Source organism: Ruegeria sp. YTSB088, assembly GCF_059609825.1.
Map to the genome: position 1 here is coordinate 164,283 of NZ_JBXWMM010000007.1, position 17,740 is coordinate 182,022.

The window sequence follows — 17,740 nt, forward strand, 5'->3', positions numbered from 1 at the left end:
CTTCTACCCTTTGCGCTGATACAGCCATGCCCCGTCGGCGCGTTGCGTCCGGGTTACTGCACCAATGTGGTAGAGATGATTCACATGCGCAACCGCCTCAACAAGCGCAAGCCCATATTCACCTTCACGGATCGTGCGCTTGAACAGAGGCAGAAAACAATCGGCGGCAGCTCTGGGCTGATCCAGATGTTTCAACAGGCGATCCAAAGCGCCGTGGTGGTTGTCGATAAGCTGCCTCATTCTAAGCGGCAGACCCGTAAAAGGCAGCTTGTGCCCGCCAAGGACCAGATGATCGGGCCGGGCAAGCGTTTGCAAACGCTCGCAGGCTTCCAGCCACGCTGAAACCGGATCGGCCATCGGTTCGGTGGCATAGACGCCCAGATTGGGACTGATCGAGCTGAGAATCTGATCGCCGCTCAACACCAGATTGTCATCACGGCTCCAGAAGGTGGCGTGTTCCGGCGCGTGGCCATTGCCCATATGAACGTCCCAGTCGCGGCCACCCATTCGGATCACGTCGCCCTGCTTGATCCGTTTAAAGCCCAGCGGCATGGGATAGACCGTGTCGGCAAAGTTGAACGGACGATCCTTCATCCGCGCATTCAGAACCTCGGGTGCCATGCCCGCGCAGCGATAGAAATCAAGCGTCTCCTGCGGCCATGTTTCCTGCACATCAAGCGTCAGCATTCGCGCAAACAGCCATGAGGTGCGGCTTGTGACCAGCTCGGCCCCGTGCTCCGACTGAAACCACCCGACATTGCCGACATGGTCAGGATGATGATGCGTCACCACCACACGGGTGATCGGTTTGCCCCCGAGAGGCCCACCCATCAGGGTTTCCCAGATACGCCGCGTCTTGTTCGACGACAGCCCGGTATCAATCACCGTCCAACCTTCGCCATCGTCCAGTGCGTAGATATTGACGTGATCCAGCGCCATCGGAAGAGGCAGGCGCATCCATAGAACGCCCTCGGCAACCTCGACGGCCTCACCCGGCGCAGGCGGTTCAGCCCACGGATACCTGATCCCCGAAACGCGATCCCCGTCCATCACGCCGCCAATTCGTCTGGGCTGAGCGAAAAGAGATCATCCGCCCCGCTTTGCACCCGCGCCAGAAGGCCGGAATGCTCGGGCAACAAGGCGTTGATGTAGTATCGCGCCAGCTTGGCCCGTGGTCCTTCCGGATCGGCCAGTGCCGCGGACAGGTGATAGTGCCCGCCAAGCACCCGGGCAAACGCCTGAAGATATGCCGTTGCGCCTGCAAATCGATCGTTCATGTCGTCCTGCGCCACCAACCATTCGGTGGCCTCGCGCAGGGTTTCTGTTGCCTCCCACACAGGACCGGCCAAATCGGGCATCGTCGTACGCGCGTGTTCTGCCTGTTCTTCGATCTCGTCCAGAAGGTTCGACGCCGCCTCCCCGCCGTCCATCATTTTGCGCGCAACAAGGTCCATGGCCTGAATGCCATCGGTTCCCTCGTAAATCGCGGTCACGCGAACATCGCGGGAATACTGCGCCGCACCTGTTTCTTCGACAAAGCCCATGCCCCCATGCACCTGCACGCCGGTTTCAGCCACGCTTATTCCGGTCCGGGCCCCAAAGTTTTTGCCGATTGGCGTCAACAACGCGGCCCGCGCAACCCAGTCTGTGTCGCCGGTGGCTTTCGCCATATCAATCGCCGTTGCGTTGGCCATGAGAATCGCACGCGCAGCAAAGATATCGGCGCGCATATCCATGATCATGCGACGCACATCCGCATGATCGATGATCGTACCCGAAGGCGTCCTGCCCTGCTTACGCTCCAGCGCATAGGCCAAAGCGTGCTGATAGGCACCTTCCGCAACGCCCACACCCTGGCCACCCACACCCAGGCGGGCGTTGTTCATCATGGTAAACATGGCCGCCATACCACCATGTTCCTTACCGACAAGCCATCCTTTGGCGCCGTCATATTGCATCACGCAGGTGGGTGAGCCATGCAGGCCCATCTTGTGTTCGACAGAAACAACCTTCAGGTCGTTGGCCACGCCGGGGTTTCCAGCCGCATCGGGGATGTATTTCGGTACCAGAAACAAGGAAATGCCCTTGGTGCCGGGCACACCGTCCGGCAGACGGGCCAGAACCAGATGGCAGACATTTTCAGCAAAGTCGTTGTCGCCCCAGGAAATGAAGATCTTCTGCCCGGTCACTGAGTAGGTGCCATCACCGTTTGGTTCGGCCTTCGAGGTCAGCGCACCGACATCCGATCCGGCCTGTGCTTCGGTCAGGTTCATGGTGGCAGACCACTCACCGGAAATCATTTTGGGCAGATACAGCGACTTCAGTTCGTCGCTGGCGTGATGTTCCAGCGCCTCGATCTGGCCCTGCGCCATCAGCGGAGCAAGTTGCAGCGACAGGCAAGCGGCGCTCATCATCTCGTTCACGGCAGTAGTGATGGCCATCGGTAGGCCCATACCGCCAAATTGAGGATCAGCGCTGATCCCGATCCACCCGCCTTCGGCAATCGCCTTCCAGCCATCGGCATAGCCCGGAGAACTGCGCAGCACGCCATTCTCAAGCCGTGCCGGTTCCAGATCACCGGCACGCTGCAATGGAGCCAGAACCTCTTCGCTCATCTTGGCTGCTTCGGTCAGGATGGCGCTGACGACATCGGCGCTGGCATCCGCGAAAGTCTCGGTGGCAGCGACCTGGTCGAACCCGACGACATGGTCCAGCAGAAATTGATAATCAGAGATTGGGGCGCGATATGGCATGGTTTCTCTCGGGGTCTAACGGATCAGAATACATCGGCGGGCTTGGAATCAAGTTCAAGCGCCGGTAAGCGTGTGGGCCTGAACCGATTACGTACCTTTCCTCAAGTTCCAGGCAACCAAAACGCGGCGTCATCAGATATGATCTCATCCGGCACACAGGAATTGACGGCAGATCCCGGCGGCATCGCACGGGCTGCCGATATGTTGCGTCAGGGTCTTCTGGTCGCTTTTCCGACCGAAACGGTCTATGGCCTTGGCGGCGACGCCCGCAACGGTCAGGCCGTCGCGTCGATCTACGAGGCCAAGGGACGGCCCAGCTTCAATCCGCTGATCGCCCATGTCGCCTCGGTGGGCGCGGCACAGCGGTTTGTGCAATGGTCGGATCATGCCGAGCAGCTGGCACAGGCCTTCTGGCCCGGTCCTGTGACCCTGGTTTTGCCGTTGCGCGAAGGACACGGGATTTCCTCACTGGTGACCGCCGGGCTGGACACTTTGGCTGTGCGCGTGCCCGCGCACCCGACGGCGCGTGCGCTGCTGGCCGACGTTGATGGGCCCGTCGCGGCCCCCTCGGCAAATCCTTCGGGTCAGATCAGCCCCACAACGGCAGCTCATGTGTGGTCCGGTCTTGGCGGAAGGATCGCGGCGGTTCTGGACGACGGTCCCTGCGGAGTGGGTCTGGAATCCACCATAGTCGGTCTGGCCGGAGAGCCCAGATTGCTGCGTCCGGGGGGCGTTGCATTGGACCGGATCGAAAGCGTGTTGAACATGCCTCTGCACCTGCATCAATCCGGCGATCTACTGACCGCTCCGGGACAGTTGCAGTCGCATTATGCGCCGGATGCGCCTGTGCGCCTGAACGTCACGGCCCGTCAGGGCGATGAGGTTTTGCTGGGCTTCGGGCCAGTAGAATGCGACCTGAACCTGTCTGTAGAAGGACGTCTGAGCGAGGCGGCCGCGAATCTCTTTGCAGCCCTTCACAGGTTGAACGAGACCGGGCGACCAATTGCCGTATCTCCGATCCCGAACACCGGATTGGGGGCTGCAATCAATGACAGGTTGCGCCGCGCCGCCGCACCACGCGACAGCTGATCAGGCCCGGCCAGCGCTGGCGGATAACGTCAGAGGATCCACACCGAGCGTCGCCAACGCAGCTTCCCATTTTTCGTCATCGGGCACGTCGAAGACAAGTTTCGTCGTGGCTTCGGTGGTCAGCCAGCCGTTCATGGCAATTTCGTCCTCAAGCTGGCCTGGCCCCCAGCCGGAATAGCCCAGCGTCAGCATCGAATTCAGCGGTCCGCTGCCAGACGCCAGATCTTCAAGCACATCCAGCGTCGCCGTCATGCTGAATTCCTCGGAAATATGCATCGAATGCAGATTGGCCTCATAATCGGAGCCATGCAGGACAAATCCGCGCGACATCTCGACCGGGCCACCGAAATGCACAAGGCGCTCTCCGATGACCGGGATACGACAGGCGATGTTCAGTTGCCCCAGCAACGTCTTGATTCGCAGATCCGAAGGCTTGTTCACGATCAATCCCATGGCGCCATCGTCGCCATGGCTGCACATATACACCACCGAATGGTCGAATCGCGGATCACCCATTCCGGGCATCGCAATCAACAGTTTTCCGGTCAGGTCCATGGGCCGTCATCTCATTGTCAGTTCACATCAACAATGGCCCCGCCGCACCATAGTTTGCAAGAGACGAACCCGTATTTCGACGGATTTCATCGCAGTGACCGGATCGTGACTTGGAATCCGCGCCAACGACGCGCATTTATGGGGTATGAAGATGTCGATGAAACCTACCGCTGTCGCCGCACTCGCGTGTCTGAGCCTGTCCGTCCCAGTTGCCGCGCAAGGCTTGGATGACGTGGTCCAGTTGGATGTTCTGGATGGCGGGCGGACGGCCAACGGCACCTACATGTCCGCTTTGAAGCTGACGCTCAAGGATGGCTGGAAGACCTACTGGCGCGCGCCAGGAGATTCCGGCATCCCACCCGAGTTCGACTGGAAGCGATCCAGCAATATCGGCCAGGTGGAAATCATCTGGCCCGCGCCAGAAATATTTGATCAGGATGGCCTACAATCGATTGGCTATGAAAACCAGCTGGTCCTGCCCATTAAGGTCACTCCGCGCAACCCGGCAAAACCGGTCCACCTGAAAGGCAGGATGGATCTGGGGGTCTGCAAAGACGTTTGCATCCCGGAACGCCTGGATTTCGACCACACGCTCGACGCCGACGCTGATCGCAACCCGGCGATTGCTGCAGCGCTGGCGCAACGACCCTATTCCGCGCGCGAAGCACGTGTCACCAAGACCACCTGTAATCTGACGCCCACGAAAGACGGAATGCGGATTGAAGCTCGGATGACGATGCCGTCTGCGGGTGGCCGCGAAGTCGCTGTTATCGAACCCGGCAATCCTGCTCTTTGGGCCTCGCAACCTGTGTCTCAGAGGCAAGGGGATACTCTGGTGGCCGAAGCAGAAATCATAAACGCATCAGGTGCACCATTTGCACTGGACCGGTCCGAGATCCGGATCACCGTTCTGGGTTCCAATCACGCAGTCGATATTCTGGGCTGCAGCGCGGGCTGAGTCCATGAGCCAATCCCCCAAGATCGGTGCGTTGGCGGTTGTTCTGCATCAGGACAAGGTTCTTCTGGTTCAGCGCAGCAAACAGCCGGACAAGGGGCTTTGGGGATTCCCCGGCGGCCACGTGGAGTGGGGTGAAACTGTTTTGCAGGCGGCGCAGCGCGAGTTGCAGGAAGAAACCTCGGTGATTGCGGAACCGTCACATTACCTGAGAAACCTGGATCTGCTGCGCCGCGACAAGGCGGGACAGGTTCTGTCCCATTACCTGTTGGTCGGCGTTGCCTGCCGCTATCAGTCTGGCACACCACAAGCCGGTGACGACGCGCTGGATGCCCGCTGGTTTGCCATTGAGCAGATACGCCGGGGCGACCTGCCGATGAGCGCGCGGGTCATCGACCTCATGGAACACGCAATCCGCGCGGATCAGGCATCGGCCGATCTTGTGAGCCGCCCATAAAGCAAACCTGACAGCACCACGCTCAGGATCACGATCAGAATTGCGCCGGCCAGAAATGCACCCAACCCCATTTGCAGCAGCGCAATGCCATCTCCACCTGCATAGAGGCCTTGCAGCAGGCCAAGCGGTGCGCCGGTAACTGCGGGCCAAATCATTGTCAGGCCGAACCAAACCGCCAATGCGGCCCCGGTTGCCGCCAGTGCGCCCCGAACCACCCGGTCGGGTGCCCGCGCAGCTCGGCGCATGGCTGTCATCGGGCGCGCTACATCATTGACGATCGCCAGAAGAGCAGGCACCAGAATGAGAACCAGCAACATCCCGAACCCAAGCCCGTAAACCAGCGTTATCACGGTCGGCTTGAGGAATTGCGCCTGTTGCGAACCTTCATAAAGCAACGGCGCAAGTCCGAGAACCGTGGTCAAAGTGGTCAGCATCACGGGCCGCAACCTGTCTGCGGTACCTTCGACAATGGACGGAACCAGACCACGGTCTTTTTGATACGCATCTATCGTGGTCACCAGAACGATCGAGTCGTTGATGATGATTCCGGTCATGCCCAGCAATCCGACCACCGTGAACATGCTGAGCGGCACTTCCCAGATGTAGTGGCCCCAGATCGCACCAACGAGGCCGAAGGGTATGATTGCCATAACGACCACTGGCCGTGTCCAGCTGGCGAACACCCAGGCCAGTACAAGGTAGATACCTGTCAGGCACAGGATCAAACCGGTGCGCGCTTCGGCAAGGAATTCATTTTCCTGTTCACTCAGACCCGACATGCGCCACTCAACTTGCCGTTCCGCTGCGATATCGGGCAGAATTTCTTCCTGCATCGCCCGTTCGATTTCGGTGGCGCGTGCCGGATCATCTTCCGAGATGTCGCCGTAGACCGAAACAACCCTCAGGCCGTTTTCGCGCCGAACCGTCGAGAAACCGGATTTACGCTCGACCGAAACGATGTCGGCCAGCGGTACGTAAACCCCGTCAGGAGACCGCATCAGCGTACGCTCGAGGAAATCTGCCGTCAGTTCGCCCTCAGGCAGTTCCACACGGATCTCGGCACTGCGTGGCCCGTCCGGGAATGTCGCCGCTTCGATGCCGTTCAGGCGATTGCGCAGGGCGCGTCCCAGCGTCTCAATCCGGAATCCCAGCGCCTCTCCCTGCGCAGTCAGGTCCAGGATGAACTCTTCCTTGTCATAAGCCAGATTGTCTTCAAGCGCCGAGACTTCGGGGAATTTCGAAAGCTCGGCCTGCAGGTCTTCGGACGCGGCCTTGAGAACGCTCACATCAGAGCCGAAAAACTGCACATCGATGGCATCGCCGCCAGGGCCGGACCGCCATCCCCGGAAGCTCACCACTTCGAGTTTGGGATGGCGCGGCGCGAATTCCTGCAACTCTCCGACAAATTCGAAACTTGAATACGAACGCAGATCAGCATCGATAAGCTCGATCGAGATACCACCCAACAAACTGCCATCCTTACCATCCGCAGCAGCCAGTTGCCGGCCTGCGTTGCCGCCAACCTCGGCCAGAACATAGTCGATCGGATTGCGGCCGTGACGCTCTTCGTAGATTTGGCCCAGATCATTGACCGCTTGCTGCAGAAGGCGCATCATTTCAAGCGTATCTGATCGCGTTGAGCCTTCGCGCATGATAAAGCCGCCAGTCACCGAACTCCGTTCAGGTGCATTAAAAAAACGCCAGTTCACGTCGCCGCGAATGAACAGTGCGACTTGGCTGGCCAATACCGCGATCATCAGCGCCACGACCACGTAACGCGCCCATATCACCCAGGAGATCAACGGGCGGAACAGGTGGTCCCGAACCCAACGGAAACCACGATTGACGACCCGATTGGGCAGATCATACCAGTGCTCCTTGGCCGAGTGCGCTATGGCGTGTGCCATGTGATTGGGAAGGATCAGGAAGCATTCGACCAGCGAAGCGATCAGTACAGCGATCACTGTAAAGGGAATGTCGCGGATCAGTTCTCCGAACCGCCCGCCCACCAGAGTCAGACCGAAAAACGCAATTACCGTCGTGACAGTCGCAGCCAGAACCGGCATGGCCATTCGCCGCGCCGCGCGTTCTGCGGCCACGACAGGCGACTCACCCAGCCGTCGGGCACGGAAATCCGCGTGCTCTCCTACCACGATGGCGTCATCAACCACGATGCCCAGTGTGATGATCAGGCCGAACAGCGAGACCATGTTCAGCGACAATCCCCCCAGATACATCAATGCGATTGCGGCCGACATCGCCACGGGGATACCCGCCGCAACCCAGAAGGCGATGCGCGCGTTGAGGAACAGGAACAGCAGACAGACGACAAGGCCCAGGCCCATCAACCCGTTGTTGACCAGGATGTTCAATCGGTCGGTTATGGCCTGGGCCCGGGTGCGGATCAGTTCAATCTTCACACCTTCGGGCAAGCTGGCCTGCATTTCGCGGGCAACGTCTTCAACCGTGTGCTGGATGTCTATCGCATCGCCCAGATTTGACCGGTCGACCCTGATGGACATGGCCGGATCGTCGCCGACGAAATAACTGCGATGCCGTGTGACACCTTCGACCCGAATCCTGGCGATATCACCAACTTTCAGCTTCGACCCATTGGCAAAGGTCCGCAGTGCGATGCCTTCGAGCTGTTCCGGGGTCCGTTTTTCGGTTCCGGCTCGGATACGCGCACCTGCGCCCTCAACCTCGCCGGCGGGATCGGTGCTGACCTCGGCCGCAATCGCGGACGCGATCTCTTCCATGGTGATGTCATTTGCGATCAATTGCGCCGTGGTGATCTCGACAATGATCTGGGGCGCGGCAATGCCTCTGATTTCGGTTCGCGTGACGCCCGCCGAGAACAAACGGTTGATGAACTCATCCGTCAACTTCGCCAGTTGATTGGTATCGGTAGGCCCGCTGAGTACGACATCCGTTACCCTGTCCCGCCATGCGCCGCGTTGAATTTCAGGTTCTTCAGAGCCTTCGGGAAGATCCGTCACACCGTCTATCGCGGACCGGATGTCTTCAACTGCGCGGGACATGTCCCAGTTCGGCTCGAATTCCAGTCTGACGCGGGTCCAACTTGGGTGTGAACTGGCCTCGGTACTGGTTACCCCTTCAACGGCCAGCAGCGCAGGTTCCAACAACTGCACGATACCGGCATCCATGTCCTCGGGACCTGCACCTTCCCACGAGACGGTCACATCAACCCGTTCCAGAATGACATCCGGAAAGAACTGCGCCCGCATGTTCGGAATGGCAGCTGCACCAAGAACCAGCATCACAAGCAGCAGCAGATTGGCAACTGTCTTATGTCGTGTGAAGTAACTGAGAAGGCCACCCGCTGAGCCAGGTATCTCGCGCATCATGACGCTCAGCCCCCAGCCTTGGTTTCAATACGCCGCACCAGAGATGAGGGTACGCGCGCTGACCGCAACTGACCTAAAACCTGAGTTTTTTCATCCTGAGGCATGGCTTCGTTGGCCTCAACCCGGGCCACGAGCTCGGCACGTTTCGCATCTGACAACTCGACCATGCCTGGGTCTGCCCCAGCCTCATGTCGCAGCGGCCGCACCCGCACACCTGGCCCAAGCAACGGCGTGCGACCGATAACAACCTCGCGCCCTTCCAACCCGTCACCTCGCAGTAAAACCTCGTCACCCTGTCTGCGGACAAGCTGCATCGGCAAGCTTTCCAGGCGGTCATCTGTACCAAGCACCAGAACCGTTCCCGATGCGTCCAAAGCCGAAGACGGTAAGCGGAACACGTTGGCAAGCGGTTGTTCCTGAACCGAGACGGTAACGAAATCTTCGGGCTTGAACCCGGATGCCTCTTGCAGACGTGCATAAATCAAGCGTCCGGTCTGGCCCTCGCCCGCTGACCCGCTGTCACGGCTGATATGGCCTGTCGCGGTCAGATCGGCGCCCGTTACCTCAAGCGACACTGTGACCGGCGCGTTGATCAGCCTGTCCTTCTCGTCCAACAAACGTACATATTGTGCCGTTGACACCCGGAACGCCACTTCCAGAGCGTTTGGATCAACAAGTTCAGCCAGTTTTTCATTCGCCGACACCAAGCGCCCTTCCACCAGCGTCACATCGGTCAGGGTACCGCTGAAACCGGCCCGAATGGTCATATCTTCAAGATCGCGTTCCGCAGCTTCCAGGGCAATCACGGCCCGGGCCAACAACGTCGTTGCCTGATCGACGCGGGATTCAGCCTGCGCAAGCGCGATGCGACGCGCCAGAACGGCCTGTTGGGCTGACGCAGCCGCCAGTTCCGCCTCTTCCACGCTGGCGGCGGCGCCTACCCCTCGGGACTCCAGATCGCGTTGCCGTTGCAGCGCCCGCTCCCGCAGTTCGGCTTGCGCTTCGGCCGATTTCAATTCGTCCTGCGCTAGCAGCAGAGACCGCTCGGCGTCCCGTTCTTCAAACTGTGCGTCCAATAAATCGGATTTGGCCCGGTCCAGAGCAGATTGCGCATCCGCCGGGTCTAGCTCGACCAGAAGCTCGCCTGTCGAAACCACTCCGCCATCTTCAAAGTCTTCGGCTAGCCCGATAACGCGTCCACCCAATGCGGCCCGCAACTCGAGCCTGCGACGGCTCTGAACCTCCCCGAAAGCCTCAAGATAAGGGGTAACTGTTTCAGCCTCGGCTCGAAGCACGGACACTGCAAAAACCCGTTCGCGCGAGGGGGGCGTCGCTTCTTCTCGTGTCAGGACATCCTGCACAGCACCCATGATGATCTGCGCAGCAACAAAAAGCAAAGCCAGCGTCAGGAACGCCAGAAAGATACCGACAAGACTCTGCCGTAAAAATCGCATCAAACAGTTACCCCGGTTGCACCACACTGCCGTCCACAACATGTAGCCGGATCACGAATTATGCCAAGCCACAAAGCGGTTATACGGAATTGAACGTGCGACCAGTCTACTTCCGTCGCAGATGTTCGTCCAATCTGGGCATTATTTCCACAAAATTGCAGGGGCGATGCCGGTAATCGAACTGTTTTTCCAAAATCCCATCCCACGCATCCTTGCAGGCCCCCGGGCTGCCGGGCAATGCAAACAGGTATGTTCCCCCCGCAACGCCCCCGGTTGCACGGGACTGCACCGCCGAGGTGCCGATTTTTTCCATCGAGATGATGGTGAAGACAGTGCCGAATGCGTCGATCTCTTTTTCGTACACGTCCCGGTGCGCCTCGACTGTCACGTCCCGCCCGGTCAGACCCGTTCCCCCGGTCGAGATCACGACATCGATCTGCTCATCAGCCACCCATGCACGCAACTGGTCGGCGATCTGGTCGCGCTCGTCCCGAATGATCTGGCGATCCGCAACCACATGGCCCGCTTTTTCAATCCTGTCCACCAATGTCTGCCCCGAGCGATCTTCGTCCATCGATCTGGTATCCGAAACGGTCAGAACGGCAATTCTGACGGGGATGAACTCCATGGTTTCGTCAATGCGTGACATCTTGCGTCAGACCTTTTCCAGAATGGCAAGTCGGATAGCGAGGGCGGGAAAAATACCCCCCGTAATCCGGCCAATATTACGTGAGGCGTGTGGATTGCCGACACGCAGCCCACTCGCGCATCCGGCAAAGATGCCCACAAGCCCGTTCACCGCAAACACTCCGACGGCGATGATCCCGCCTCGGGGTTCACAAACTGCGGAATGGGCGCCAACAGGGTAAAGGTTTCGGTCATGGGCCTACTTCAAACCAACTCGGCGTCGGGCCCAGATTGGCCAAATGCGTTCGACCCAAGGACCCTCGATAGCCCCAGCTTTCATGTACATGACCGAAGAACGCAAATCTTGGCTGAAGGCGTTCCACCGCATCTCGTATGGCAGTTGATCCGACCGAAAGACCTTGCGATGTCTGATCCCCATACCCTTTGGGAGGAGAATGAACGATCAGGACATCAGCCGTTTCACACCGGTCGAGCATCTCGGACGCCTCACCTTCTGTCAGGTCACAGGACCAGTTTCCGAACGGAGTCGGTGGTACGCCGTAGCCAAAGCCAAACAGGCTCACGCCGTCTATCGTCATACCAGACCCGTGCAGGACATGGACACCTTCCGGGGCGGCATCGCCCAGTTCTTCCGCACTTTCTGCGTTTCCCGGGATCAGGACCAGCGGGGCCGAAATGCCGGACAGCATATGCATCGCCTCGTCCAGCCCCTGACGCGAGTTGCAATAATCACCGGCGCCAATGACAAGATCAGCCTCGGCGCTGGCGGCGACAAGATCGGCTGCCCGGTTGCGCGCCATGTGCAGATCAGAGAATGCCAGAACCTTCATGTTGCACCTCGCAGCCGCGCTTTCAGTTCCAGCAGATCCGCCCAGGCCTGCCGTTTCATCTGCGGTTGTCGCAACAGGTAAGCCGGGTGGAACATCGGAATCACTGGAAGATCCATTGCCTGATCCCATTTGCCGCGCAGGCGGGTGATTCCGCGTTTGCCCAGCACCGCCTGACAGCTGATATTCCCCATCACAACCAGAACCTCGGGCCTGGCCAGTGCCACGTGGCGTTCCAAGAACGGCTTCATCATCCCGATCTCTTCGGGCTTGGGATCGCGGTTCTGCGGGGGCCGCCATGGCAGCACATTGGTGATATAGACGCTTTCGCGGCGATCCAGATCAATTGCCGCCAGCATCCGGTCCAGCAATTGACCTGCACGGCCAACAAAGGGCTTGCCTTCACGGTCTTCTTCGCGCCCGGGAGCTTCGCCAATGATCATCACGCGCGCGCCGGGGGTACCATCGGCAAAAACCAACTGTCGCGCCCCGCGTTTGAGCTCGCAGTGTTCGAAAGCGTCCATCGCTGCGCGCAATTGATCCAGCGATCCCGCGCCCTGTGCTACAGATCCCGCTATTGCAACTGAGTCTACATCCTGTGGCTTCGCCGGGGCGGCGGGGCGCGCTTCTGCTTTCTTGGGTTTGGCCGTGGTGTCGGGCAACGCGTACCGATCAACCGGCACATCACCGATTGCCTCGGTGGCGCCCAATTCGATCTGCCATTCCAGCAGCGCCCGCGCAGAATAATAGTCCAAACCCGATTCCATAGGGATAACTTACCGTCCTGAGGGCTGAGGGAAAGCGAATAGGACTTGATCGGTCGCTCTGTCGCGCCGACCATCGGCGCGCGATGCTCAGATTTCTGCGATTCCTCATCTTGGGTTTAGTGCTGGTAGCCACTGGTGATCCGGCAGTGGCCACGTTTCACGACAAACACGGGCAGTGCCGTGCTGGTCAGTTCAAATGCGGCAGCACCTGTTGCTCAGGCGGGCAAAGATGCAGTTTTGATGGCCACTGCATTCCGCTGGGCGGCACCTATTGCGGCGGCGGGCGCAGTTGCGGTCCGTTCGAACGCTGCGTCGCAGGTGGACTCAGATGTGCGCCCGCAGGCCTGAACAAATGCGCCTCGCGGCTGGACTGTCCGGGCGACAGTTTCTGCAATGGTCGTGGTGAGTGTGAACGGAGCGCACCCGAGTTGGATACGACGCCTCCAACCACTTGCGCTGATGGCAGAACCTGCGCGCGCGGCTCGTCCTGCCTGCCCGGCGGGGGATGTTCTCGTCCGGGATGGTTCCTGTGCGAGGAAACCGGATCACAATGCCGTCCCGGTTTCAAATGTTCGGCCCATCAGGGCTGTGTACCGATCAAGGCGATCGACTGCGGCTACGGCAAGTGGTGCAAGCCGGGTGAGCAATGCCTGCCCGAGGGCGGCTGCGAAAAACTGCCTGAGGGTACGGAACCTTAGGTTGCCTTGCGTCGCACGGCTTCCTATAAGCGGCGCGATTGTCAGACAGGAGCCCGCCCATGCGTTTCGCCCATCGTCACCTTCTTGGCATCGAGCATCTGTCGCAATCCGATATCACCGAAATTCTGGATCTGGCCGAGACCTATGTCGCCATGAACCGCCAGTCGACCAAGCACTCGGATGTGCTGTCGGGACTGACCCAGATCAACATGTTCTTTGAAAACTCCACCCGGACACAGGCCAGCTTCGAACTGGCGGGAAAGCGTCTGGGCGCAGACGTGATGAACATGGCGATGCAGGCCAGTTCGATCAAGAAAGGTGAAACTCTGATCGACACGGCGATGACGCTGAACGCTATGCACCCGGATCTTCTGGTGGTGCGGCACCCGCATTCCGGCGCGGTCGATCTGCTGGCGCAGAAGGTCAATTGCGCAGTTTTGAACGCCGGTGACGGTAAACATGAGCACCCAACGCAAGCCCTGCTGGACGCCTTGACCATCCGTCGCGCCAAGGGTCGCCTGCACCGGCTGAACATCGCGATCTGCGGGGACGTGGCCCATTCCCGCGTGGCCCGCTCGAACCTGATCCTGCTGGGCAAGATGGAGAACCGCATCCGCCTGATTGGGCCGCCGACGCTGGTGCCCGCGCAATTTGCCGAGTTTGGCGCCGAAATATACGATGACATGAACGAGGGCCTCAAAGACGTCGATGTCGTCATGATGTTGCGCCTCCAGAAAGAACGCATGGATGGCGGGTTCATCCCCTCGGAACGCGAGTATTACCACCGCTATGGTCTGGACGCCGCGAAGCTGGCAGAGGCCAAGCCAGACGCGATCGTCATGCATCCCGGTCCGATGAACCGCGGGGTCGAGATCGACGGCACACTGGCGGACGACATCAACCGGTCCGTCATTCAGGAACAGGTGGAAATGGGCGTCGCCGTTCGCATGGCAGCAATGGAACTGCTGGCCCGCAACCTGCGCGAGGCCGCATGAACAAGCTGGCCATCTCCCCCAACGAACATGGCGTCTTGCGCCTGTTCGCGCTGGACATGCGTCCGGAAGAGGCAAAATTCCTGCGCGAACCCGGTGCCGCCGGTCAGGTGCTTGGGGTCGATGGGCTGGATCCCAGCCACATCGATGTTTTTCCGGTATCCGACCTGGAGGAGCTCGGGCTGTACGGCTACCTGACCGAAGGGTGCGGCGTTTCAGCAGACCAGTTGGACCGCGACGCTCTGACCTCTGTCGAAGGTTGGGTCATGGTCCTGCGCAGTACCGCGTTCAAAGGTCGCCCCGCGATGCTCAGGCCTGACCCTCGCCTGCGCCTGATCGGCCTGTTCACGGAAGAGGCCACAAGCTGGACCGGGGGGACCATTGAAACCGAAAGCGCCAAACCCTTCTCGGCCCCGCAAACCGTCACAGCAGGTGACGCCCCCCGCCACGTCGGGTCGGCCATGATGGTGCTTGTCGCGCTTTTAATCACCGGAGGCATCTTGTGGCTGATCCTGTGACCTTCGCCCCGGACAAGTGGGCCTACATACGCACCAACGCATGGCTCGCCGCCCTTGGCATGGCCGGTGCGATGATCGTGCTGTGGCTGATCGGCAATCCTTACGTCTGGACCGGAGCCCCCGCTGGCCTTGCTGCCATTGGCATACGCGCCTGGTATCTGGCCTCGGAAGAACTGGTCGCCAATTGGCAGTTGTCAGATACCGCGTTGACCGGACCCGGCGGGCGCAGCGTGCCGCTGAACCAGATCACCGCCGTGAATACCATGGGCAGCTTCGTGCAGATCGTCACCAAGAGCGGCGATAAACATCTGATCAAGTACCAGTCAGACCCGGCCGCCACCAAAGCCGCGATTGAAAGGGCCATTCCATGACCACCCTGATCTTCACCAATGCCCGCCTGATCGACCCTGAAACCGGCACGGACAGTCTCGGCTGGCTGCACATTGCCGACGGCCTCATTCAGGGCAAGGGCAACGGGGACATGCCCGTCACTGACGCTCAGGTCATCGACTGCGGCGGCAAGTGCCTCGCTCCCGGCATCGTCGATATCGGCGTCAAGGTCTGCGAGCCGGGGGAACGGCACAAGGAAAGCTACAAATCCGCTGGTCTTGCGGCGGCTGCCGGGGGTGTGACAACCATCGTCACCCGGCCGGATACTCTGCCTGCGGTCGATACGCCGGAAACGCTGGAATTTGCGACAAGGCGCGCGCAGGCGGATGCGCCGGTCAATGTTCTGCCGATGGCCGCGCTGACCAAGGGGCGCGAAGGGCGCGAGATGACCGAGATCGGGTTCTTGCAGGACGCGGGTGCCGTTGCCTTCACCGATTGCGATCATGTCATCACCAATACCAAGGTGTTTTCCCGCGCGCTGACATATGCGAAATCCTGCGGCGCGCTGGTGATTGCCCATCCGCAGGACCCGGGCCTCAGCGCCGGGACCGCTGTCACCAGCGGCAAATTCGCCGCCCTGCGCGGATTGCCAGCCGTTTCGCCCATGGCCGAGCGCATGGGGCTGGACCGTGACATTGCGCTGCTCGAAATGACGGGCGCAGCTTATCACGCCGACCAGATCACCACGGCTCGCGCCCTGCCCGCGCTGGAACGGGCCAAGCGCAACGGGCTGGACATAACCGCTGGTACGTCGATTCACCATCTGACGCTGAACGAGCTCGACGTGGCCGACTATCGCACCTTCTTCAAGGTCAAGCCGCCACTGCGGTCCGAGGATGACCGGCAGGCGGTGATCGAGGCCGTCCGCACCGGCCTCATCGATACGATCAGTTCGATGCACACACCGCAGGACGAGGAAAGCAAACGCCTGCCGTTCGAAGAAGCCGCCTCGGGTGCGGTGGCGCTGGAAACGCTGTTGCCTGCGGCGTTGCGCCTGTATCATGCCGACCAGTTGGACCTGCCGACCCTGTTCCGGGCGATGGCATTGAACCCGGCCAAACGGCTTGGTCTGGAAAGTGGCCGATTGTCGGAAGGTGCCCCGGCAGATCTGGTTCTGTTCGACCCGGATGTGCCTTTTGTGCTTGATCGGTTTGCCTTAAAATCCAAATCTCAGAACACTCCATTTGACGGCCAGCGGATGCAAGGTAAGGTCATTTCGACCTATGTTGCAGGTCAAGAAGTGTTCCGGAGTTCCTAATGCCCCCGATCGACAACTCGACTAGCGAACTGCTCCAGTGGGCGGTGGTTGGATATCTGATGGGCTCCATTCCCTTCGGCCTTTTGCTTGCCAAGGTCATGGGGTTGGGAAATCTGCGCGAAATCGGGTCCGGGAATATCGGGGCAACAAACGTCCTGCGTACCGGCAACAAAGCCGCAGCGGCGCTGACATTGCTGTTTGACGCGGCCAAAGGCGCGGTGGCGGTTCTGATTGCCCGTGCTTATGCCGGAGAAGACGCCGCACAAATCGCAGCCCTTTTTGCCTTTCTGGGCCATTGCTTTCCTATCTGGCTGGGGTTTAAGGGCGGAAAAGGCGTGGCCACCTTTCTGGGCCTCTGGCTGGCGCTGGACTGGCGCGTCGGTGTCGCTTGCTGTCTCAGCTGGTTGGTGGCGGCAGCGATCTGGCGGATATCCTCGGTCGGCGCGTTGGCCGCGGCTGCACTTTCAACAACCTGGGTGCTGGTTCTGACCAGCGGGCAATCTTTTATCCTGGGGGTTATTCTGACGCTTCTAATCTACTGGCGTCACAGCACCAATGTCGCGCGAATCAAGGCTGGAACTGAACCGAAAATCGGAAAGTCGTGACACCGCCGGACGCTTTTGTCTCCGCTTTTTTCGCGCTGCCCAAGGGTAGTTTCACTGGTATATCGGGGGACCGGCGCTACGTCGTTGTGCGTCAACAGATGGCAGAGGAAAAATCCCACAAGCTGGTTGCACACGAACTGGGCGGAACCGACTATATCAGCATGAACCTGTATCAGACGCGCCTCAGCGGGGCACTGCTGAGGCCGTGTGAAATGGCGGCCTGCAAAGTCATTGCGTTTGTTCTGGACTTTGAACCGGACGCGTAATGTCGTGCCTGCATTTTTGAACAGGCGTTATTCTCTGGCGCACAATCACGATTCATTGTTTTGAACGTGATCCAACTGCACCCCAGATCGCTGTCGTGACGGTCAATTACGGGCCACACAGGACAACAATCCGGGGCCTT

The 17,740-nt window shown here is 59.8% G+C and carries 18 protein-coding genes; 10 read left to right on the plus strand and 8 right to left on the minus strand.

Going from position 1 to position 17,740, the window contains the following annotated elements; translation table 11 throughout:
- Positions 1-3 precede the first annotated feature (3 nt).
- Together AC2FFA_RS13185 and AC2FFA_RS13190 are read right to left on the minus strand one after the other, a co-directional pair.
- Complete coding sequence (locus tag AC2FFA_RS13185) at positions 4-1,050, minus strand: MBL fold metallo-hydrolase (protein WP_496851947.1); 1,047 nt, start codon at positions 1,048-1,050, stop codon at positions 4-6.
- Positions 1,050-2,753, minus strand: coding sequence for an acyl-CoA dehydrogenase (locus AC2FFA_RS13190; protein WP_117870451.1), 1,704 nt, complete (start codon positions 2,751-2,753; stop codon positions 1,050-1,052). The genes AC2FFA_RS13185 and AC2FFA_RS13190 overlap by 1 nt, the downstream gene beginning before the upstream one ends.
- A gap of 138 nt (positions 2,754-2,891) precedes the next feature.
- Here AC2FFA_RS13190 and AC2FFA_RS13195 point away from each other — a divergent pair, with 138 nt between their 5' ends.
- Positions 2,892-3,842: an L-threonylcarbamoyladenylate synthase gene (locus AC2FFA_RS13195; protein WP_496851948.1), complete on the plus strand. Its 951-nt coding sequence runs from the start codon at positions 2,892-2,894 to the stop codon at positions 3,840-3,842.
- Here the strand turns inward: AC2FFA_RS13195 and AC2FFA_RS13200 are convergent, their stop codons facing one another.
- Entirely contained in the window at positions 3,843-4,397 is a 555-nt protein-coding gene (locus tag AC2FFA_RS13200) for a YqgE/AlgH family protein (RefSeq protein ID WP_117870455.1), read from the minus strand. It lies immediately after the preceding gene.
- 157 nt (positions 4,398-4,554) lie between these two features.
- On the opposite strand from AC2FFA_RS13200, the gene AC2FFA_RS13205 reads away from it, so the two are divergent.
- The gene (locus AC2FFA_RS13205) at positions 4,555-5,355 is read left to right on the plus strand and encodes a protein-disulfide reductase DsbD domain-containing protein (protein WP_496851949.1); all 801 of its coding nucleotides are present in this window, start codon (positions 4,555-4,557) and stop codon (positions 5,353-5,355) included.
- A 4-nt stretch (positions 5,356-5,359) separates the two neighbouring features.
- Positions 5,360-5,809, plus strand: a complete 450-nt coding sequence (locus tag AC2FFA_RS13210) for an NUDIX hydrolase (protein WP_496851950.1) — start codon at positions 5,360-5,362, stop codon at positions 5,807-5,809.
- On the opposite strand, the gene AC2FFA_RS13215 is transcribed toward AC2FFA_RS13210, so the two are convergent.
- The 5 genes from AC2FFA_RS13215 to AC2FFA_RS13235 form a co-directional block, all read right to left on the minus strand.
- Positions 5,776-9,177, minus strand: a complete 3,402-nt coding sequence (locus AC2FFA_RS13215) for an efflux RND transporter permease subunit (protein WP_496851951.1) — start codon at positions 9,175-9,177, stop codon at positions 5,776-5,778. The two genes, AC2FFA_RS13210 and AC2FFA_RS13215, sit on opposite strands and share 34 nt — an antisense overlap.
- Before the next feature lie 5 nt (positions 9,178-9,182).
- Positions 9,183-10,631, minus strand: coding sequence for an efflux RND transporter periplasmic adaptor subunit (locus AC2FFA_RS13220; protein WP_496851952.1), 1,449 nt, complete (start codon positions 10,629-10,631; stop codon positions 9,183-9,185).
- A 106-nt stretch (positions 10,632-10,737) separates the two neighbouring features.
- Complete coding sequence (gene moaB / locus AC2FFA_RS13225; RefSeq protein ID WP_117870465.1) at positions 10,738-11,280, minus strand: molybdenum cofactor biosynthesis protein B; 543 nt, start codon at positions 11,278-11,280, stop codon at positions 10,738-10,740.
- Between the two features lie 229 nt (positions 11,281-11,509).
- Positions 11,510-12,109, minus strand: coding sequence for a metallophosphoesterase family protein (locus AC2FFA_RS13230; protein WP_496851953.1), 600 nt, complete (start codon positions 12,107-12,109; stop codon positions 11,510-11,512).
- On the minus strand, positions 12,106-12,873 hold the full coding sequence (locus tag AC2FFA_RS13235) for a uracil-DNA glycosylase (protein ID WP_496851954.1): 768 nt from the start codon (positions 12,871-12,873) through the stop codon (positions 12,106-12,108). Before AC2FFA_RS13235 ends, AC2FFA_RS13230 begins: the two co-directional genes overlap by 4 nt.
- 146 nt (positions 12,874-13,019) lie before the next feature.
- Here AC2FFA_RS13235 and AC2FFA_RS13240 point away from each other — a divergent pair, with 146 nt between their 5' ends.
- From AC2FFA_RS13240 to AC2FFA_RS13270, 7 genes are read left to right on the plus strand one after another with little or no spacing between them, the layout of a single operon-like run.
- Complete coding sequence (locus tag AC2FFA_RS13240) at positions 13,020-13,571, plus strand: scavenger receptor class F, member 2 (protein WP_299899241.1); 552 nt, start codon at positions 13,020-13,022, stop codon at positions 13,569-13,571.
- Between the two features lie 59 nt (positions 13,572-13,630).
- Positions 13,631-14,566 carry an aspartate carbamoyltransferase catalytic subunit gene (locus AC2FFA_RS13245; protein ID WP_496851955.1) on the plus strand — a complete coding sequence of 312 codons (936 nt, stop codon included), beginning with the start codon at positions 13,631-13,633 and terminating at the stop codon, positions 14,564-14,566.
- Positions 14,563-15,081, plus strand: coding sequence for a hypothetical protein (locus AC2FFA_RS13250; protein WP_496851956.1), 519 nt, complete (start codon positions 14,563-14,565; stop codon positions 15,079-15,081). Before AC2FFA_RS13245 ends, AC2FFA_RS13250 begins: the two co-directional genes overlap by 4 nt.
- Positions 15,066-15,452: a hypothetical protein gene (locus tag AC2FFA_RS13255; RefSeq protein ID WP_496851957.1), complete on the plus strand. Its 387-nt coding sequence runs from the start codon at positions 15,066-15,068 to the stop codon at positions 15,450-15,452. Before AC2FFA_RS13250 ends, AC2FFA_RS13255 begins: the two co-directional genes overlap by 16 nt.
- Positions 15,449-16,729, plus strand: coding sequence for a dihydroorotase (gene pyrC, locus AC2FFA_RS13260; protein WP_496851958.1), 1,281 nt, complete (start codon positions 15,449-15,451; stop codon positions 16,727-16,729). Before AC2FFA_RS13255 ends, pyrC begins: the two co-directional genes overlap by 4 nt.
- Positions 16,729-17,334, plus strand: a complete 606-nt coding sequence (gene plsY, locus AC2FFA_RS13265) for a glycerol-3-phosphate 1-O-acyltransferase PlsY (protein WP_299642249.1) — start codon at positions 16,729-16,731, stop codon at positions 17,332-17,334. The genes pyrC and plsY overlap by 1 nt, the downstream gene beginning before the upstream one ends.
- Complete coding sequence (locus AC2FFA_RS13270) at positions 17,331-17,600, plus strand: hypothetical protein (RefSeq protein WP_496851959.1); 270 nt, start codon at positions 17,331-17,333, stop codon at positions 17,598-17,600. Before plsY ends, AC2FFA_RS13270 begins: the two co-directional genes overlap by 4 nt.
- Positions 17,601-17,740: the final 140 nt, after the last annotated feature.

What these genes read in the sequence shown, in the direction of transcription:
- AC2FFA_RS13185 (WP_496851947.1), bottom strand. Translation starts at nt 1,050, where the DNA reads ATGGACGGGGATCGCGTTTCGGGGATCAGGTATCCGTGGGCTGAACCG.
- AC2FFA_RS13190 (WP_117870451.1), bottom strand. Translation starts at nt 2,753, where the DNA reads ATGCCATATCGCGCCCCAATCTCTGATTATCAATTTCTGCTGGACCAT.
- AC2FFA_RS13195 (WP_496851948.1), top strand. Translation starts at nt 2,892, where the DNA reads ATGATCTCATCCGGCACACAGGAATTGACGGCAGATCCCGGCGGCATC.
- AC2FFA_RS13200 (WP_117870455.1), bottom strand. Translation starts at nt 4,397, where the DNA reads ATGGACCTGACCGGAAAACTGTTGATTGCGATGCCCGGAATGGGTGAT.
- AC2FFA_RS13205 (WP_496851949.1), top strand. Translation starts at nt 4,555, where the DNA reads ATGAAACCTACCGCTGTCGCCGCACTCGCGTGTCTGAGCCTGTCCGTC.
- AC2FFA_RS13210 (WP_496851950.1), top strand. Translation starts at nt 5,360, where the DNA reads ATGAGCCAATCCCCCAAGATCGGTGCGTTGGCGGTTGTTCTGCATCAG.
- AC2FFA_RS13215 (WP_496851951.1), bottom strand. Translation starts at nt 9,177, where the DNA reads ATGATGCGCGAGATACCTGGCTCAGCGGGTGGCCTTCTCAGTTACTTC.
- AC2FFA_RS13220 (WP_496851952.1), bottom strand. Translation starts at nt 10,631, where the DNA reads ATGCGATTTTTACGGCAGAGTCTTGTCGGTATCTTTCTGGCGTTCCTG.
- moaB (WP_117870465.1), bottom strand. Translation starts at nt 11,280, where the DNA reads ATGTCACGCATTGACGAAACCATGGAGTTCATCCCCGTCAGAATTGCC.
- AC2FFA_RS13230 (WP_496851953.1), bottom strand. Translation starts at nt 12,109, where the DNA reads ATGAAGGTTCTGGCATTCTCTGATCTGCACATGGCGCGCAACCGGGCA.
- AC2FFA_RS13235 (WP_496851954.1), bottom strand. Translation starts at nt 12,873, where the DNA reads ATGGAATCGGGTTTGGACTATTATTCTGCGCGGGCGCTGCTGGAATGG.
- AC2FFA_RS13245 (WP_496851955.1), top strand. Translation starts at nt 13,631, where the DNA reads ATGCGTTTCGCCCATCGTCACCTTCTTGGCATCGAGCATCTGTCGCAA.
- AC2FFA_RS13250 (WP_496851956.1), top strand. Translation starts at nt 14,563, where the DNA reads ATGAACAAGCTGGCCATCTCCCCCAACGAACATGGCGTCTTGCGCCTG.
- pyrC (WP_496851958.1), top strand. Translation starts at nt 15,449, where the DNA reads ATGACCACCCTGATCTTCACCAATGCCCGCCTGATCGACCCTGAAACC.
- plsY (WP_299642249.1), top strand. Translation starts at nt 16,729, where the DNA reads ATGCCCCCGATCGACAACTCGACTAGCGAACTGCTCCAGTGGGCGGTG.